At 64.6% G+C, this 16,121-nt stretch carries 12 protein-coding genes; 4 read left to right on the top strand and 8 right to left on the bottom strand.

Annotated features, from left to right (window positions below; all coding sequences use genetic code 11):
* Nucleotides 1-14: 14 nt before the first annotated feature.
* On the bottom strand, nt 15-854 hold the full coding sequence (locus SH602x_RS11155; protein ID WP_479476861.1) for a PhzF family phenazine biosynthesis protein: 840 nt from the start codon (nt 852-854) through the stop codon (nt 15-17).
* Nucleotides 855-1,086: 232 nt separating this feature from the next.
* Between SH602x_RS11155 and SH602x_RS11150 the strand changes: the two genes are divergently transcribed.
* From SH602x_RS11150 to SH602x_RS11135, 4 genes are all read left to right on the top strand, one after another.
* Nucleotides 1,087-2,376, top strand: a complete 1,290-nt coding sequence (locus tag SH602x_RS11150) for an outer membrane protein assembly factor BamB family protein (RefSeq protein ID WP_479476860.1) — start codon at nt 1,087-1,089, stop codon at nt 2,374-2,376.
* Nucleotides 2,377-3,157: 781 nt separating this feature from the next.
* Nucleotides 3,158-5,476 (top strand): DUF6288 domain-containing protein, encoded by a 2,319-nt coding sequence (locus SH602x_RS11145; RefSeq protein WP_479476859.1) that lies wholly within the window; start codon nt 3,158-3,160, stop codon nt 5,474-5,476.
* 426 nt (nt 5,477-5,902) lie between these two features.
* On the top strand, nt 5,903-8,059 hold the full coding sequence (locus tag SH602x_RS11140; RefSeq protein ID WP_479476858.1) for a 3-hydroxyacyl-CoA dehydrogenase NAD-binding domain-containing protein: 2,157 nt from the start codon (nt 5,903-5,905) through the stop codon (nt 8,057-8,059).
* 214 nt (nt 8,060-8,273) lie between these two features.
* Nucleotides 8,274-9,434 carry an acetyl-CoA C-acyltransferase gene (locus SH602x_RS11135; protein ID WP_479476857.1) on the top strand — a complete coding sequence of 387 codons (1,161 nt, stop codon included), beginning with the start codon at nt 8,274-8,276 and terminating at the stop codon, nt 9,432-9,434.
* Here the strand turns inward: SH602x_RS11135 and SH602x_RS11130 are convergent.
* The 7 genes from SH602x_RS11130 to bcp all read right to left on the bottom strand — a co-directional run bounded on the left by SH602x_RS11130 (nt 9,393) and on the right by bcp (nt 15,969).
* Nucleotides 9,393-9,704: a hypothetical protein gene (locus SH602x_RS11130; RefSeq protein WP_479476856.1), complete on the bottom strand. Its 312-nt coding sequence runs from the start codon at nt 9,702-9,704 to the stop codon at nt 9,393-9,395. The two genes, SH602x_RS11135 and SH602x_RS11130, sit on opposite strands and share 42 nt — an antisense overlap.
* Nucleotides 9,705-9,746: 42 nt before the next feature.
* Nucleotides 9,747-12,317 carry an AAA family ATPase gene (locus SH602x_RS11125; protein WP_479476855.1) on the bottom strand — a complete coding sequence of 857 codons (2,571 nt, stop codon included), beginning with the start codon at nt 12,315-12,317 and terminating at the stop codon, nt 9,747-9,749.
* 573 nt (nt 12,318-12,890) lie between these two features.
* Nucleotides 12,891-13,325 (bottom strand): nucleotide pyrophosphohydrolase, encoded by a 435-nt coding sequence (locus tag SH602x_RS11120; RefSeq protein ID WP_479476854.1) that lies wholly within the window; start codon nt 13,323-13,325, stop codon nt 12,891-12,893.
* A gap of 46 nt (nt 13,326-13,371) precedes the next feature.
* On the bottom strand, nt 13,372-14,292 hold the full coding sequence (pyrF, locus tag SH602x_RS11115) for an orotidine-5'-phosphate decarboxylase (RefSeq protein ID WP_479476853.1): 921 nt from the start codon (nt 14,290-14,292) through the stop codon (nt 13,372-13,374).
* Nucleotides 14,293-14,356: 64 nt separating this feature from the next.
* Nucleotides 14,357-14,650, bottom strand: a complete 294-nt coding sequence (locus SH602x_RS11110) for a hypothetical protein (protein ID WP_479476852.1) — start codon at nt 14,648-14,650, stop codon at nt 14,357-14,359.
* Between the two features lie 39 nt (nt 14,651-14,689).
* A complete protein-coding gene (locus tag SH602x_RS11105) occupies nt 14,690-15,256 on the bottom strand; it encodes a hypothetical protein (protein WP_479476851.1) in 567 nt (188 codons plus the stop codon).
* A gap of 230 nt (nt 15,257-15,486) precedes the next feature.
* Nucleotides 15,487-15,969 carry a thioredoxin-dependent thiol peroxidase gene (gene bcp / locus SH602x_RS11100; protein WP_479476850.1) on the bottom strand — a complete coding sequence of 161 codons (483 nt, stop codon included), beginning with the start codon at nt 15,967-15,969 and terminating at the stop codon, nt 15,487-15,489.
* Between the last annotated feature and the right edge of the window lie 152 nt (nt 15,970-16,121).

Raw genomic sequence — 16,121 nt, 5'->3', positions numbered from 1 at the left:
CTGGCTCAGTCCGCTCATGCGACTTCCTCCGGGAGGGCCTCCGCCGAGACGGTCCCGCGGAAGATCGTGATCGCGCGACCGCCGAGCTTCACGCGATCGCCCGCGAGACGCACGCGTACGGTTCCGCCGCGGCGGGAGACTTGGCGTCCCACGAGCGAAGGTTTGCCCAGTCGCTCCGCCCAGTACGGACCGAGGCAGCAGTGGGCCGATCCAGTGACGGGGTCTTCGTCGATGCCGACCGCCGGGGCGAAGAACCGGGAGACGAAGTCGTACGGCGCCTCGTCGGCCGGGGCCGTTACCATCACGCCGCGACCGGGAACCTTCGCCAGCTGCCTGAAGTCGGGGCGCAGGCCTCGCACCTGTTCGGCCGAGTCCAGCACGAGCAGCGTGTCCTCGACGCTCGTCCGCCCCGCGAAGAGAACCTTTTCGATCCCGATCGCCGCGAGGAGCTCCGGATCCGCATCGCAGGGCGCCGCCGGCGTGGCGGGAAAGTCGAGCTCGATCAAGTCGCCATCCTGCGATGCCGTCAGTTCGCCGCTTTTCGTGACGAAGCGGATCGTCGCGCACTGCGTCGCCCGGCCTTCGCACCAGAGAGCATGAGCCGTCGCCAGGGTAGCGTGTCCGCAAAGCGGAACCTCGACCTCGGGCGTGAACCAGCGCAGCTCGAATCGCTCGCCGCGTTCGTCGGGCGGAAGCGGTCGGACGTAGGCGGTTTCCGCCAGGTTCATCTCCGCCGCGAACGCCTGCATCCAACTCTCCGGCGCGGCCCGATCGAGCAGGCAAACTGCCGCGGAATTACCGGCGAAGGGGCGATCGGCGAACGCGTCGATCTGTAACAGGGGGATAGAGTTCATCGGGCGATGACGTCAGGGAACAGCGGGCAGCAGAACTTCGATCGTCGCTGAAAGGGAAGGCTTCCGTCGGTTCCGGGTTCGCATTTCTCGTCCGCAGCGTTGTCTCCGGCAAGGATCGGCGAGTAGGATGAAATTCCCCGCTGGCAGCTACCTTGTCGACGACTGCCTCCTCTTCCGCGGCGACTGTTCTGCGCACGACGCGCGATCGCCTCCGTCCTGCCGAGTTCCGCCGATGCGATTCTCCCGATCTGCGTTCGCTTTCGCCCTCCCCTGCCTGGCCCTTTCGTTCGCCGCGCCGGCTCTGGCGGAAAACTGGGGGCAGTGGCGCGGTCCGCTCGGGAACGGCGTCAGCGCCGAAACCGGCGTCCCGACGAAGTGGTCGGCGAGCGAGAACGTCGTCTGGAAATTGCCCCTGCCGGGACCGGCAGGCGCGACGCCCGTCGTGTGGGACGACCGCATCTTTCTGACGGCAGCCGACGGCGACTCGCTGATCCTGTCGTGCGTCTCGACCGACGGCAAGCCGCTCTGGTCGCAGGTCGTCGGCCACGGCAACAAGACGGCGCGCGACGACGAAGGGAACTCCGCCTCGCCTTCGCCCTGCACCGACGGTAAGTACGTCTGGTCGTTCATGGGGACCGGCGATCTCGGCTGCTACACCGTCGACGGCGTCGAGGTCTGGAAGAAGAACGTCCAGGACGCTTACGGCAAGTTCGACATCCAGTTCGGCATGTCCTCGACGCCCGTGCTGCACGAAGGCGTGCTCTACCTGCAACTGATTCACGGCGACGGAAATCCGAAGACCCGCGAAGCTCGCGTCGTGGCGCTGAAGGGCGAGACGGGCGAGGAGGTCTGGGCCGTCGAACGTCCCAGCGACGCCCGCGCTGAATGCGAGCACTCCTATGCCTCGCCGATCCTGTACCAGGATTCGGAGCGGGAGTATCTCGTCACGCATGGCGCCGACTACGTGGTCGGCCATTCGCTCGTCGACGGCACGGAGATCTTCCGCTGCGGCAACCTGAATCCGGAACGGTCCTACAACCCGACGCTCCGACTGGTCGCTTCCCCCGCGGCGGCGCCCGGCCTGATCGTCGTGCCGAGCGCGAAGCATGGCCCGATCTTCGGTCTGAAGGGCGATGCGATGGGCGACGTCACGAACGACGAAGGAGCCTATCGCTGGAAGTTGGAGAACACGCCGGACGTCCCTTCGCCGCTGATCGTCGACGGCATCGTTTATCTCTGCCGCGAGAACGGCGTCGTCGTCGCTCTCGATGCCGAGTCGGGCGAAGTCTTCTACGAGGAGCGGACTCAGGACGATCGCCATCGCGCGTCGCCCGTCTACGCGGACGGCCATGTTTACGTCACCGCCCGTAAGGGGATGGTGACCGTGATCAAGGCGGGCAAAGAGTTCGAGATCGTCTCCGAGAACCAGATGGGCGAGCCCCTCTCCGCATCGCCGGTCATCTCGAACGGACGCATCTATCTCCGTACGTTCGATTCGCTGTACGCGATCGGAGCGAAGTAGGGCATCGCTTCATGCGAGGCGGCACGCCATGGCACGCACGGGTCTTACGCCTTACTGGATAAAGGGCCCGTACTCGAACGGCCCGATTGGATTCGGCGTGACGGCTCGATCTGTCGACGATGCTTTACGTCTGATCAAGCTCCTGGGATACGAAAGGTATCTGCCAGACGAGCTCGACGACGTGGCTGTTAGAGCGGACGTTACGGTCGCGGACTTGCCGCCATTCGTACCCGCACTGATGGGCCCGATCGCGATTCGAGGTATGTGGTGGCCGTTCATCGCTGTCGGAGTTCCAAGGTGGGTTGAGGAACGTCAATACTCGACGCCGCAGTCGACCCGGCAGATCGAAGAGGATCGCGAGGGCACTTGAGACCGCCTCGCCGCCGGCGTCTTGGTTCTCATGCGAAGGAAGATATCGCGACAGCGTTCGTGCGTCACGATTTCAGATATCCCTGCGATTTTCGACCGCGGTCGGCAGAATCTCATAGGACTCTTGCGTCCGCCAGAGAAGACGGTCGCATACCGACGTGTCCTTTTCCGTTCCCGAACTCGATACCGTGCGTCGACCTCACCCGCTCCCGACGAAGATGCTGCCGCGGGATTCTCCGTCGCGAGGGAAGGTCTACGCGTTGTTTCGGCTCTTTCGCCAAGCCGGCGATTCACCGCAAGTGCGATCCAACTCATGAAGAAACTTCACACAGCGTTCTGGCTGGCATCGTCGCTGGCGATCGTTCTGAGCGTCTGCGCCGGCGTAAACGCAAAAGGTCCCTCACCCGTCGCGATGCCTGACTTCACTGCAGGCGACAAGATTCCCGACGGGGCGCGCCATGACTGGAACCTCGGCGCCACCGGCGCCCGAGGGTGGATCTATTGCGACAATTTGGTGACGACTGACGCCCGTCAGATTGCGATCACCGGGATCGATCAAGGGTCGCCTGCCGACGGGACGCTGGCCGTGGGCGACGTCCTGCTCGGCGTCGACGGCCGACCATTCTCCTACGACCCCCGCACCGAATTCGGCAAGGCGCTCACCGCTGCCGAATCTGCGGCTGGATCCGGAAAGCTCCGGCTCATTCGCTGGCGGGCGGGCAGGTCCGAAGAGGTCGTCCTGCACCTACCTGTGCTAGGCGATTACAGCGCCACGGCGCCCTACGATTGCCCCAAGTCGAAACGAATCCTGGAGCGCGGGTGCCAGACGATCGCGGCCCGCATGGCCGATCCGGCCTACCCCAGCCAGGATCCCATCACGCGTTCACTGAATGCGCTCGCCCTGCTGGCGAGCGGCGATCCTGTCTACCTTCCGCTCGTGAGGAAGGAAGCTCAATGGGCGGCGGGTTACTCATCCGACTCGATGCAGTCCTGGCGCTACGGGTATGTGATCATTCTGCTATCCGAATATGTGATGGCGACCGACGACAAGTCGGTGATGCCTGGTTTGAAACGACTCGCGATCGAGGCCGCGGAAGGGCAGAGCGCGGTCGGGTCGTGGGGCCATGGGTTCGCGCTGCCGAGTGGGAGACTCGGAGGCTACGGGATGATGAACTCTCCTGGCGTACCTCTGACGATTTCGCTGGCGTTGGCTCGAGAGGCCGGCGCGACCGGACCGGAAGTAGACCGGGCCATCGAACGTAGTTCTCGCTTACTTCGCTTCTATATCGGTAAAGGAGCGATACCGTACGGGGACCACCACCCCTGGATCGAAAATCACGACGACAACGGCAAATGCGGGATGGGAGCCGTCCTGTTCAATTCGCTCGGCGAAAGACGTGGCGCGGAGTTCTTCTCGCGCATGAGCGTCGCATCCCACGGGGCAGAGCGCGATACCGGGCACACCGGAAACTTCTTCAACATCTTATGGGCGATTCCGGGCGTCGCCCTGTCGGGCCCCCATGCTACCGGGGCCTGGATGCATGAGTATGGAACTTGGTACTTCGATCTGGCTCGGCGACCGGACGGTTCTTTCCCTCATCAGGGGCCGCCTGAAAACGATAACGACAGCTATGCAGGCTGGGACTGCACGGGCGGCTACCTGCTGGCCTATGCAATGCCGCTGAAGAAGATTTACCTCACGGGCCGCCGCCCGAGCGTCGTTCCGCAACTCGACGCCGTCGCTGCGAATGAGCTGATCGACGATGGCCGAGGGTGGAACAACAAGGACAGGCATAGCGCCTATGACGAACTCACCGAGGACCAGCTACTGGAACGCCTAACAAGTTGGTCGCCCGTCGTTCGCGAACGAGCGGCGATCGCCCTGGTCCGGAGAAAGGAGGTCCCGCTCCCGTCTCTGCTGCAAATGCTTGAAGCGCCAGATCTCGAATCGCGGTACGGGGCCTGTCAGGCGCTGATCGCCTTACGGGGAAAGGGCGAGCCCGCCGTCGAATCATTGCGAAAACTGCTGAAAGACGAAGACCTTTGGCTGCGGATCAAGGCCGCCGAAGCCCTCGCCGGCATCGGCGAACCCGCGATTCACGCGGCGCCCGAACTCCTGCAATTGCTGGCGCGAGTCGACTTGGAGAACGATCCGCGTGGAATGCAGCAGCGGTATCTGACTTTCGTCCTGTTCGAAAATGGCAACGGAATGCTCAGTCGATCGCTGGACGGGGTGGACGACGAGTTGCTGTACGAAGCCGTGAGGTCCGGCCTCGAAAACCAGGACGGTCGAGCGCGCGGCAGCATCGGTTCCGTCTACCGGAATCTCTCCTCGGATAAGATCAAGCCGCTGTTGCCGTCCATCTATCAAGCGATCATCGAACCCGCGCCTAGCGGAGAGATGTTCGCCGATTCGATCCGTGTCGAGGGACTCCGACTCCTCGCCAAGCATCGGATCGAAGAAGGGATGAACGCCTGCGTGCAGTACGCGCGCGACCAGAGTCCCTGGAACAGCCAGGAGCGGACCCCTGAGCTGATGAAGATCTTGCTCTCCTACGGTACGCACGCCAGGTCGGTCATTCCGGAACTGACTAAGCTCGCCGACTACTTCGAAAAGGACGAACCGAACTTTCCGAAGAAGTTGATGGCGATGAAGGCCCAATCTGTTCGCGAGACGATCCAGGCGATCGAAGCCTCGACCGAGACTCCGGAACTGATTCGTCTCCGATAGACCGAAAGAAAAAGGGCATGACGCGCTCGCCTTTCGAAAGCGCGTAGCGATGACCTGAGTCGACGAAACAGGGCTGGGACTTCGTCGTGCTTCGCAGGGCAAGGAACGCGAGGTCGATGCGTCACGGCTACAGGTATCCTGCGAAGCCGTAATCGCCTGCGTCACCAAGCGGCTGACGAGGGCAGGCCGGAGGTCAGGAGAAACTCGAAGACGGTCTCTCTGAGGCGAGACGTCTTGAATGCGTACGGGCTGGGACGTTCCAGTGACTTCCCCTTCGAGAGCCTGCGCGGTCTCAGGCGGGCCGAGGCTCGCCCTAGGGAACGGAAGCCGATTCGCCGCCTTTCCCCTCCGGGCGACGAGCGATAGCATTCTCTGGAGACCTCCGCGCCTGCCCGACCCGAGGCGGGAGCTTCTCCGGGGACGATCATGACTGCGACGCGACTCAGCTTTCCACGGCCCGGCATCGCCCTGCTGACGCTCGACCTGCCCGAGAAGTCGGCCAACATCCTTTCGCGGGATGTCCTGGCGGAAATCGAATCGCGGCTGGACGAACTGACCGCGAAGACAGACGTCCGCGGGCTCGTGATCATCTCCGCCAAGCCGGAGATCTTTATCGCCGGCGCCGACTTGCGGGAGTTCGCCGAGCAGATCGATCTGCCGCAGGAGCGAATCGTCGAGCTCTGCCAGCGAGGGCAGAGCCTGTTCCGCCGGTTCTCGCAGACGCCCTTCCCGACTGTCGTCGCCATCCACGGCGTCTGCGTCGGGGGCGGAGCCGAGATGGCCTCATGGTGCGACCGCCGCGTCGTCTCCGACGGCGAACGAACGGAGATCGGTTTCCCCGAGGTGAAGCTCGGCCTCTATCCCGGTTGGGGCGGAACGGTCCGCGTTCCGAGACTGGTCGGTCTGTCCAACGCCCTGGAAATGATCACGGGCGGCGAATCGATCTCCGGGAAAGAGGCGTTCTCGTCAGGCTGGGCGACGCACCGGTGTCCGCCCGAGAGGCTGGAGCAGGCCGCGCTCGACGTGGCGGAACGCGAAGCCGAGTCGAAGGAGTATCTGGCGGATCGCAAGCGCTGGGCCGCGCCGCTGAAGTTCGACGAAACGGAACTCGGGTTCCTCGCCGCGACGTTCTCGGCCATCATCCAGGAGAAGACCGCCGGGCAGTATCCTGCGCCGCTCGCCGCGATCGAACTGATGGGCCAGACGGCGTATCAGGAAGAGGACGAGGCCCTGACGCTCGAAGCGCAGGGGATGGCCAGGCTGTTCGGTTCGCCGGTCAACCGGGCCCTGCTGAACCTGTTCTTTCTGACCGATCGCAACAAGAAGGATCGCGGCGTCGAAGCCGACGTCGCCCCGCCGGCGATCAAGCGGCTAGGCGTCGTCGGCGCCGGCATCATGGGGTCGGGCATCTGCGGCGCGGCGCTCCGCCGGGGCGTGCCGGTCAGCGTCGTCGACGCTCAGGAAGCGTCGCTCGACCGGGGCGCCCGACAGGCGATCGAAGAGGCGTCGTTCGACAAGACGCTGAAAGGCCCCGACCCGCAGAAGGCGCTCGAGCACGCGTCGCATCTGCATCAGGCGGCCGACGTGCAAAGCCTGCGGGATTGCGATCTGGTCATCGAGGCGATCGTCGAAGCGGGCGAGCCGAAGAAGGCGCTCCTGACGCAGCTCGAAGAAATCGTCGGCGAGAACGCCTTCCTGGGCTCCAATACCTCGACGCTGCCGATCACGGAACTCGCGAAGCCTCTCAAGCGACCCGAGCGGTTCGTCGGCATTCACTTCTTCAACCCGGTCCGTCGGATGAAGCTGGTGGAGGTGATCCGCGGAGAGAAGACGTCGCCCGAAGCGATCGCGATGGCGGTCGCCTTCGCCAAGCGACTCGGCAAGATGCCGGTCGTCGTCAACGACGGCCCCGGCTTCCTGGTCAACCGGCTGCTGTTCCCGTACATGAACGAAGCGCTGGCACTGTTGTCCGAGGGCGTGCCGATGAAGGACATCGAGCGCGCGGCGAAGTCCTACGGCATGCCGATGGGGCCGCTGGAACTGTACGACATGGTCGGCCTGGACACGGCCCTATACGCCGGTAAGACCGTCTGGCAGGCGTTCCCCGACCGGATCGTCCTCTCGCCGATCCTGCCTGCGATGGTGAAGTCGGGGCGCCTCGGCATGAAAAACGGCAAGGGCTTCTTCGCCTACAGCGGCAAGAAGAACAAGCCTGCGCCCGATCCCGACGCGGAGAAGCTGCTCGATACCTATCGCAAGCCGAACGGGCCGCCCCCCGATCGCGAGACGCTGGTCGACCGGCTGATCCTGCCGATGCTGCTGGAGGCGGTCCGGGCGCTCGACGCGAACATCGTCCGCGATCCGCGCGACGTCGACCTGGGCATGGTCTTCGGTCTCGGCTTTCCGCCCTTCCGCGGCGGGCTGCTCTTCTGGGCCGATTCCATCGGAGCGGACGGCATCCTCAAGAAGCTCGCGAAGCTGGAACGATGCGGTCCGCGGTTCGCGCCGCCCGAGTCGCTCGTCGCGATGGCTCGCGAAGGAAGAAAGTTCTACGCCGACGCCCCGGTCGCGGCGGCGTCGTGATTGACTGGTCGTCGAAGATGGTCTCGCGAGAGTCGTCAGGTCCCGCTCCTTCGGGTGGCGCTGGCGTTGCCAGTGCGGCGGCTTGTTCGAACCGACCATCATGGACAGCGTAACTTGCGGTTCGACACTGGCAGAGCCAGTGCCACCCGACGGAGAAGGCGATCATTACTGACCGCCAAACCGATGTGATCCATCGAGTCGAAAGCGCTCTGCTATGAAAACCCCCGTCATCGTCGACGCCGTCAGAACGCCGATCGGCCGCGCGCATGCGGACCGCGGCTACTACCGCTTCATCCGCAGCGACGACCTGGCCGCGCACTGCGTCAGGGCCCTGCTCGATCGGACCGGCATCGACCCGAGCCTGATCGAGGATCTGCTGCTGGGCAATACGCAGCAGACTCGCGAGCAGGGGCTGAACGTCGCCCGGTCGACGGCGCTCATCTCGGGACTGCCCGATACCTGCGGCGGCACGACGGTCAACCGGCTCTGCGGCAGCAGTCTGCAGACGCTCAACCAGGCGTCGCATGCGATCGTCGCCGGCGCCGAGGACGTGCAGATCGTCGGCGGGCTCGAGCACATGCAGCACGTCCCGATGGACTTCGGAATCGACGTCAATCCGAAGCTCTTTCGCGCCACGTCGAAGGGCGCCCTGATGATGGGCGTCACCGCTGAGTACCTGGCCCAGACTCGGGGCGTCTCGCGCGAAGATCAGGACGCCTTCGCCTTCGCCAGCCACCAGAAGGCCGAAGCCGCCACGCAGGCCGGCGAATTCGACGCGGAGATCCTGCCGACCGACGCGCATGACGAAGAAGGCATCCCGATCGTCGCGACGCGGGACCAGTGCATCCGCTCCGACACGTCGCTCGAGGCGCTCGCCGCGCTGCCGCCCGTCTTCATGCCGAAGTACGGCACGGTCACCGCGGGGAACAGTTCGCCGATCAACGACGGCGCCGCCGCGCTGCTGATGATGTCCGGCGCGATGGCGGACGACCTGGGCTTGAAGCCGATGGCCCGCGTGGTCGCGACCGCCGTCGTCGGCGTGGCTCCGTCCGTCATGGGAACCGGACCGATTCCCGCCGTGAAGAAAGTTCTCTCCCGTGCCGGGCTCTCGATCGACGACGTCGACCTGTTCGAACTGAACGAGGCCTTCGCCGTCCAGGCGCTGGTCTGCCAGCGGGAACTGGGGATCCCTGACGAAAAGATTAACGTCCGCGGCGGGTCGATCGCGATCGGACATCCGCTCGGGGCCAGCGGAGCGCGGATCGCCTGCACGCTGCTGCACGCCATGCGCGATCGCAAAGCCCGCTACGGCATCGCCACCATGTGCATCGGTCTAGGGCAAGGCATCGCGACGTTGTTCGAGCGGATCGAGTGAAACCCGCTTCGCGAAGGCCGTGCGTTTCACGTAATCGAACAGCCCGGCGTAGCGTTCTCCGCCGGCGTAGCGCTCGATGACGTAGAAAAGAAAGTAGTACCACCGACAAAACGCCCAGACGCAGATCGCGAGCAGGGCGACGGTTCGCAGGTCGGGCGACTCGTACAGCAGCAAACCTGCCGCGATGACGCCGAGGGCCAAGAAGAGCCAGCCCTTCAGATGCAGCAGGACGGGGCTCTTCAGATCGCCGAACGGACGCACCTTCGTCATCGCCTCCTCGATCGCTTCATCCGCGACGACGGGCGCCGCGAACTACGTCGTCTGACCCTTCGCCTTCTTCTTCTTCGTCGCCGAGGCAACCGACTTGCGCGGCGAAGCCTTTTCCCGCGGCGCCTTCTCGGCGGCAGGCTTCGCGTCGGGCGTCTTGTCGGAGACCGATTTGCCGGCAGGAGCCGCCGGTTCGACCTGCCGCACGACGACGTCGTTCTTGTCGAGAACCAGTTTCAGCGAAGCGCCGGGCGGATACGTCCCCTCGGCCAGCGCCTTGGCCAGCGGTTGCAGCGCCCGCTTCTCGATCGTCCGCTTCATCTCCCGGGCGCCGTACATCGGGGAGTAACCCTCGGCGAAGAGGAGTTTCTCCACCTCGGCGCTCACCTCGACCTGCATCTTGCGACGCTTCAGGCCGCTGCGCAGCATCGACTTGTCCAGTTCTCGACGGGCGATCTCCCGCACCGACGCTTCCGACAGTCCGCGGAACGGCACGATCCGGTCGAGGCGGTTGAGAAACTCCGGACGAAAGTGCCGGCGGAGTTCCTTATCGAGCGCCTTGCCTTCGAGGGCCGTCACCTGCTCCGGTCCGAAGCCCATCGGCGACTCGGCCAGCCGGGCCGCGCCGACGTTGGACGTCATCACGAACATCGTGTGGCGGAAGTTCGCGACGGAACCCTGCACGTCCGTCAGGCGACCGGCGTCGAAGATCTGCAGGCAGAGGTCGAAGACGTTGTAATGGGCCTTCTCGATCTCGTCGAGCAGCACCAGCGTGAAGGGCCGGTTCTTGATCGGACCGGTCAGGAGGCCGGGCTGATTGAACTTGCCGATCAGGCGCTCGTACGAGTCGTACGTCGCGTACTCGCTCATGTCGAGTCGCAGCATCCGGTCGGGCGAACCGAAGCAATAATCCGCCAGGGTCCGCGCCGTTTCCGTTTTGCCGACGCCGGTCGGTCCGACGAACAGGAACGCGCCGTAGGGACGACGCGGGTCGTTGAGTCCCGCCTTGATCATCGTGACCAGATCGACCGACGCGGCGACCGCCTCGTTCTGGCCGACGATCCGCTCGTCGAAGAAGTGTCGGACCTCGTCGGTGCGGATCGACACCCTATCGTCGAAGAACTCGGTCCGCATGCCGGTCGACTTCTGGATCGCCGACAGCAGGTGACTCTCCTCGATTCGTTCGTTCGGCTTCCTGAGAGCGGCCGCGCTTCGCAGCAGATCGACGGCGGCGCCCGGCTCGGACGCGCCGACGCGGTAGAGCGGGGACAACTCCAGCGCCCGGTCGAGCAGGTTGTCCTCGAACTCGATCTTCTGCTCCTCGGCGAAGCGACGCAGGATGGTCTTCGTTTCGCTCTCCGACGTGGGTTGCAGGTGGTACGCGTGAAACAGCCGTCTGAGCGAGGGCTGGGCGCCGACGCCGCGCTGGAACGCCTCCTCGGTCGATTCGCCGAGGATGACGACCTCGCCCCGTTCGATCATCGGGGAGAGAGCATGCGCGACGTTGCTTTCCGAGCAGCTCGATCGCCCGATCCAGACTAGCTCCTCGACGTTCGGCACGTAGAGCACGACCGGCTTGGGATCGCGGATCGCCTTGACGATGGAATCGAGACGCGTCTCCCACTCGCCCAGATAACGGGTGCCCGTCAGGAAGTCGGTCGGCTTGATCTCGATGACGTGCCAGGGATTCTCTTCCCGCGTCGCCAACTGCCGGGCGACCTCCTGAATGACGGCGGTCTTGCCGCTGCCGGTCGGCCCGATCACGACGACCGCGCGCGGCGTCTCGCCGAACAGCCGACTGATGACGGCGTCGACCGCCTCTTCGCGACCGTGCACGCGCGGCGCCGTTTCGAGTCGCTTGGGGTCGGTCAGCAGGTAGCCGTACTTGCGGACCTCCGACAGGTCGATCTGTTCGGCACAGCGGCCCTGAAGCCACTTCTGCACCAGCGTCGGCGGAAGTTCCAGCAGTTCCTCGATCGCCTTCAGCGCCTTCCCGGCCAGCGTCAGGTCGGGCTCGATCGACGTCAGCGGCGAATCGGGCAATTCGGAATAGCGACGGAGCGTGTCGATGCAGGCCTTCTTCACGTCGTCGTCGGAGTCTTCGACGATCCGGCGCAGCAGCGGCTCGACCGCCTTGGCGGGAGAATACGCGGCGGCGCTCCAGGCGGCCTGCTGGCGGACTTTCCACGCGTCGTCGCGTTCCAGTCGGTCCAGCACGTCTTCCATCATCTCGGGCAATTCGGCAGCGGGCTCGATCGCGACCAACCGCACGCGAGGCGATTCGCTGTCGAGCAGCATCGCCTTCGCGAAGCTGGGGAACTGCCGGAGCGTTTCGGGCGACGAAACGGCGAGCGAAGCGAAGCGGAAGCGAACCTCTTCCGACGGATCGTGAACGAGATCGGCGCCGACCAGCGTGACGAAGTCGGTCGGGTCGTCCAGTTGCCGGGCGAGCGACACCGCTGCCCGACGCAGCAGATCGTCCGGCGAACGGCTGAGCCCCTCCAGCGCTTCGAGCGTCAGCGGGCCCTCTTCGACCAGTTCGAGCAGCAGCTCGTCGAACGCCCCTTCGCGACCGGCACGCGACGCCTTCAGCAGTTTGCGGACCTTCTTCTTCATGGCGTGCGTTCCTCGTCGACGATACGGCGAAAGTCCACGCGCCGGGCGGTCCGGCGGACTTCTGAAATAATGCGATCAACCAGCCGGCATGTCCTCCTGGAGTCCGGTGCTGCACGAGTCGGGGCGCTTCCCGCTCGGAACTTCCCTCAGCTCAGACGCATCCCGCGTTCGCTCGGTTCGCGGCGTCCATCCGGTTCGATGGCTGCGTTCGCCCAATTATAGACGGGCGACCCTCGGCGAGACGTAGATCGTTCGCGGCGACTTTGGAGGGGAACGGGAATCGTCGGACGCAGAAACGAAAAAAGGCTCCGGATCGCGAAGATCCGGAGCCTCGTTAGCGTCAGAAAAAGACGCCACTGCGGAAAAATTTGATTTGCCGTCCTCTCCCACCGTCAAACCAACCGCCGCAGTGGCGTCGGATGAGCAGATATAGGAAACGGCGCGCCGAACGTGGAATAAAAATCTAAAAACCTTTAAGACGCACAGAACGCCTTTTAAGGACCGGTATCTCACCTTAGTGATCTTCGAGTGGCTTTCCCTCACTCGAGCTATGCAGGGCGAGGCGCCTAACAACTAGGCACCGGCGCCTCGCGGATCGTCGTCTGACTTCGGCTCGACGGGACGAGCGTCGTCTTTCCCGAAACGACCGCGGAATTCGTCGGCAGGGTACTTCTGACGGTTCTTCTCCATCTTCCGCGCGAACGCATCCGAGAGGTCGAATCCGATCTCGTTGGCGATCGCGAGCGTGTAGCAGAACACGTCGGCCACCTCCTCCCGAATGGCTTCCGCCTCGGGCGAATCCGGCGGCACGGCGCGCGATTCGGCGACGTCGAGCCACTGGAATCGCTCCATTAGCTCCGCCGCCTCGATCGCCAGCGCCATCGCCAGATTCTTCGGGGCGTGGAACTTCTGCCAGTTCCGCTCGGCCACGAACGTTCGCATGACCTGGCGAAGTTCGGCGATCGTCGCCTCAGAGTCGCCCGTCGCGGCGGGGGGTTCGTCGGGCATGGATTCGTCCCCGTCGCGTCGTTCGGTCATCGATCCCCCCGGCGGATCAGGCGGAGAAAGCGGAATGGGCCGCGGAGAAGGCGCCGCGAGCGTCGTCGATCGCCGCGGAGACGGCGCCCTTCCAGTCCGCTTCGCCGAACTTCGCGGCGTGCGGCGCATCGCGGTAGGCGAAAATGATCTTTCGCGAACTGTTCACGACGCCTCCCAGGCCCTGCTCGTCCCAGGCCGGCACGATCTCGCTCGCTGCGCCCCCTTGCGCTCCGAAGCCCGGAATGAGGAACCAGGCGCTCGGCATTTCGCCACGAAGCTGCTCAAGCTGTGCGGGGTAGGTGGCGCCTACCACGGCGCCCATCGCGCCGTAGCCGCAATCGCCCGCCGTCGCCTTCGCCCGTTCCTCGACGTAGGCGGCGACATGTTCGTACAGGCGACGCTCGCCCAGTTGCAGGTCCTGGAACATGGCCCCGCCCGGGTTCGACGTCTTCACCAGGACGAACAGGCCGGCGTCCTGTTCCACCGCGACCCGTTCGAAGGGGTCGAGGCTATCGCCGCCGAGGTAGGGACTCACCGTCAGCGCATCGGCTCCCCAGACGCTCTTCGCGCCGAGATAGGCCCGGGCGTAGCCTTCCGCCGTGCTGTCGATGTCGCTGCGTTTGCCGTCGAAGATCACGAGCACGCCCCGCTCCCGGGCAGCCTTCGCGATTCTCGCCAGCGCCGTCGCTCCCGCGGGTCCGCACTCTTCGAAAAAGGCGAGTTGAGGCTTCACCGCGCAAACGCGTCCCGCGGCGATCTCGACGATCGCTTCGCCGAAGGTCGCGTACGCTTCGGCTACGGCCGCGTGATCGCCGTATGCCTCTTTCGGCAGGAGCGACTGCGGCAGGCGATCAGCGCGAGGATCGATTCCGACGACGAGCGGCGTTCGCGTGCGACGCACGGCTTCGGCAAGACGATCGGAGAACGACGAACCCATAACCACCTCTCTCTGCAAGCTTCGAAGCCCGATCCGCGTACGCGTTTCGCCAAGCGGCCTTCCGCTAGCCGCAGCGGACGCGCTCTACCCCATGGTCCAGCATCCAGCGGAGCCACCGCTCCTGGTCTTCGGAGACGTCCACTTCCGCGGACGAGGCGGCGAGCGGCGAAATGATCTCGATCACGAGCGTGTCGAGAAACTCCGCGGCGGATGCCTGCGGGACGTAATACTCGCCCGGCGTCAGGGGCGGCGGAGGCGCCGCGTCGGACGCTTCCGCGAAGTAAACGATTTCCGTCCGGAAACGGTCCGGCATCTCGATCGGCGGCACGTCGGGGCGATCCGCCGCGAAAACCTTCATCAATCGCTCCCGGTCGAACAAATCAGATCGGATCCACGGTCACGGCGAGACTTCGCCGCTTTCCGTCATATCGGCGTCGCCGGTTTCGAATGCCTCGACGCCGTCGTTTCCAGGGACGTTGAGGTAGTGAGTTTCGCCGTTAGGCAGATTCAGCTCGCCAGAGTAAATCTCCATGCTCTCGACGTTATTGTTGGTTTCGACGACGAGCAGGCCGCTCCCCTTCGAGCCTGTTACGTCGTATGCGAATCGCTGGGGGCCGCTCTCGCTGGCCGCTGCGGACTCTTCGAAGTTCAGTTCGATCGACGTGATATCGCCGATGTGCTCCTGAACGACGGAATCGTTTCGTACGGAGGCCGCGACCGCGTCGGCGTTCATCTGCATGGCCGTGCCGAACATCGCCGCTCCGCCGCCGCAGCAACAGACGCCGAGACCGGCTCCGCCCAAGGCGAGCACGCCGACGATGATGCCGATGATGAGCAGCCAGTTCGGTCCCTTCTTCGGGGCCGGTTGTTGCGGGGAGTTGGCGTACGGCGAGCCGCTCGGCATACCTGGCGCCGGAGACGGCCCGCCCGGCTGTTGACCGAAATTCGACGGATACTGCGACATGACGGGGCGACTCCGACGGGACGTTGCGAAAGCGGCAATTGGGAGCGCTGTATCCGGCAGTCTATGGCAGAACTCTTCTGCCAGCCGAAACGCGGGTCGAAGGGCCGCTCCCGGAGACCGCGCACGCCGATTCTACCGTGCGGTCGCAGGACGCAAAGCGCGGTCGCAGAACGTAAAGCGAACGACGCCCGGGAAACGGAAACTCCCCGCTTACTCTGCGGCTGTCAGGCTCACTCCGCTGTCGTCAGCTTTCGGAGCGCCTCGAGCGTCTGTTCATCGTGGCCGTCCACGCTGACCCGCTTCCAGACCCGGGCGACCTTCCCCTGGGCGTCGATCAGAAACGTCGAGCGCTGGATGCCCATCGACTTTTTGCCGTACATGTTCTTTTCGCGGTAGGCGCCGTACTTCTCCGACACGGCGAACCCTTCGTCGGCGAGCAACGGAAAGTTCAGCTCGAACTTGCCCGCGAACTTGCGATGGCTGTCGACGTCGTCGCCGCTGACGCCCAGAACCACGGCGCCGAGGGCCTTGAAATCTTCGCTGCGGTCGCGAAACGCGCACGCCTGCTTCGTGCAGCCAGGCGTGTCGTCCTTCGGATAGAAGTACAGCACGACCGGTTTTCCCCGCAGACCCTTCAGAGAGATCTTCTTCCCGTCCTGCGAGGGGAGCGAAAACTCAGGCGCGGCAGCGCCTTCTTCGATCCAGTCAGCCATCGTCGTCGTACGCTCCGTGAACTTGTCGGAAGGGCCCGAATCGCGCGGATTCTACTCGTTTCGACCGAGCGTCGCGTCCCGGCGGCAACTTCGGAAAGCGCCTGCGAGACGGAGAATCCGACGTTCCGGGCGGGGAAGATCGCGAAAATTCC

It is taken from the genome of Lignipirellula cremea (assembly GCF_056501455.1).
The sequence above is the reverse complement of the archived record's forward strand: the minus strand, read 5'-3'. Positions and strand labels throughout refer to the sequence as shown.

What these genes read in the sequence shown, in the direction of transcription:
- SH602x_RS11155 (WP_479476861.1), bottom strand. Translation starts at nt 854, where the DNA reads ATGAACTCTATCCCCCTGTTACAGATCGACGCGTTCGCCGATCGCCCC.
- SH602x_RS11150 (WP_479476860.1), top strand. Translation starts at nt 1,087, where the DNA reads ATGCGATTCTCCCGATCTGCGTTCGCTTTCGCCCTCCCCTGCCTGGCC.
- SH602x_RS11145 (WP_479476859.1), top strand. Translation starts at nt 3,158, where the DNA reads ATGCCTGACTTCACTGCAGGCGACAAGATTCCCGACGGGGCGCGCCAT.
- SH602x_RS11140 (WP_479476858.1), top strand. Translation starts at nt 5,903, where the DNA reads ATGACTGCGACGCGACTCAGCTTTCCACGGCCCGGCATCGCCCTGCTG.
- SH602x_RS11135 (WP_479476857.1), top strand. Translation starts at nt 8,274, where the DNA reads ATGAAAACCCCCGTCATCGTCGACGCCGTCAGAACGCCGATCGGCCGC.
- SH602x_RS11130 (WP_479476856.1), bottom strand. Translation starts at nt 9,704, where the DNA reads ATGACGAAGGTGCGTCCGTTCGGCGATCTGAAGAGCCCCGTCCTGCTG.
- SH602x_RS11125 (WP_479476855.1), bottom strand. Translation starts at nt 12,317, where the DNA reads ATGAAGAAGAAGGTCCGCAAACTGCTGAAGGCGTCGCGTGCCGGTCGC.
- SH602x_RS11120 (WP_479476854.1), bottom strand. Translation starts at nt 13,325, where the DNA reads ATGCCCGACGAACCCCCCGCCGCGACGGGCGACTCTGAGGCGACGATC.
- pyrF (WP_479476853.1), bottom strand. Translation starts at nt 14,292, where the DNA reads ATGGGTTCGTCGTTCTCCGATCGTCTTGCCGAAGCCGTGCGTCGCACG.
- SH602x_RS11110 (WP_479476852.1), bottom strand. Translation starts at nt 14,650, where the DNA reads ATGAAGGTTTTCGCGGCGGATCGCCCCGACGTGCCGCCGATCGAGATG.
- SH602x_RS11105 (WP_479476851.1), bottom strand. Translation starts at nt 15,256, where the DNA reads ATGTCGCAGTATCCGTCGAATTTCGGTCAACAGCCGGGCGGGCCGTCT.
- bcp (WP_479476850.1), bottom strand. Translation starts at nt 15,969, where the DNA reads ATGGCTGACTGGATCGAAGAAGGCGCTGCCGCGCCTGAGTTTTCGCTC.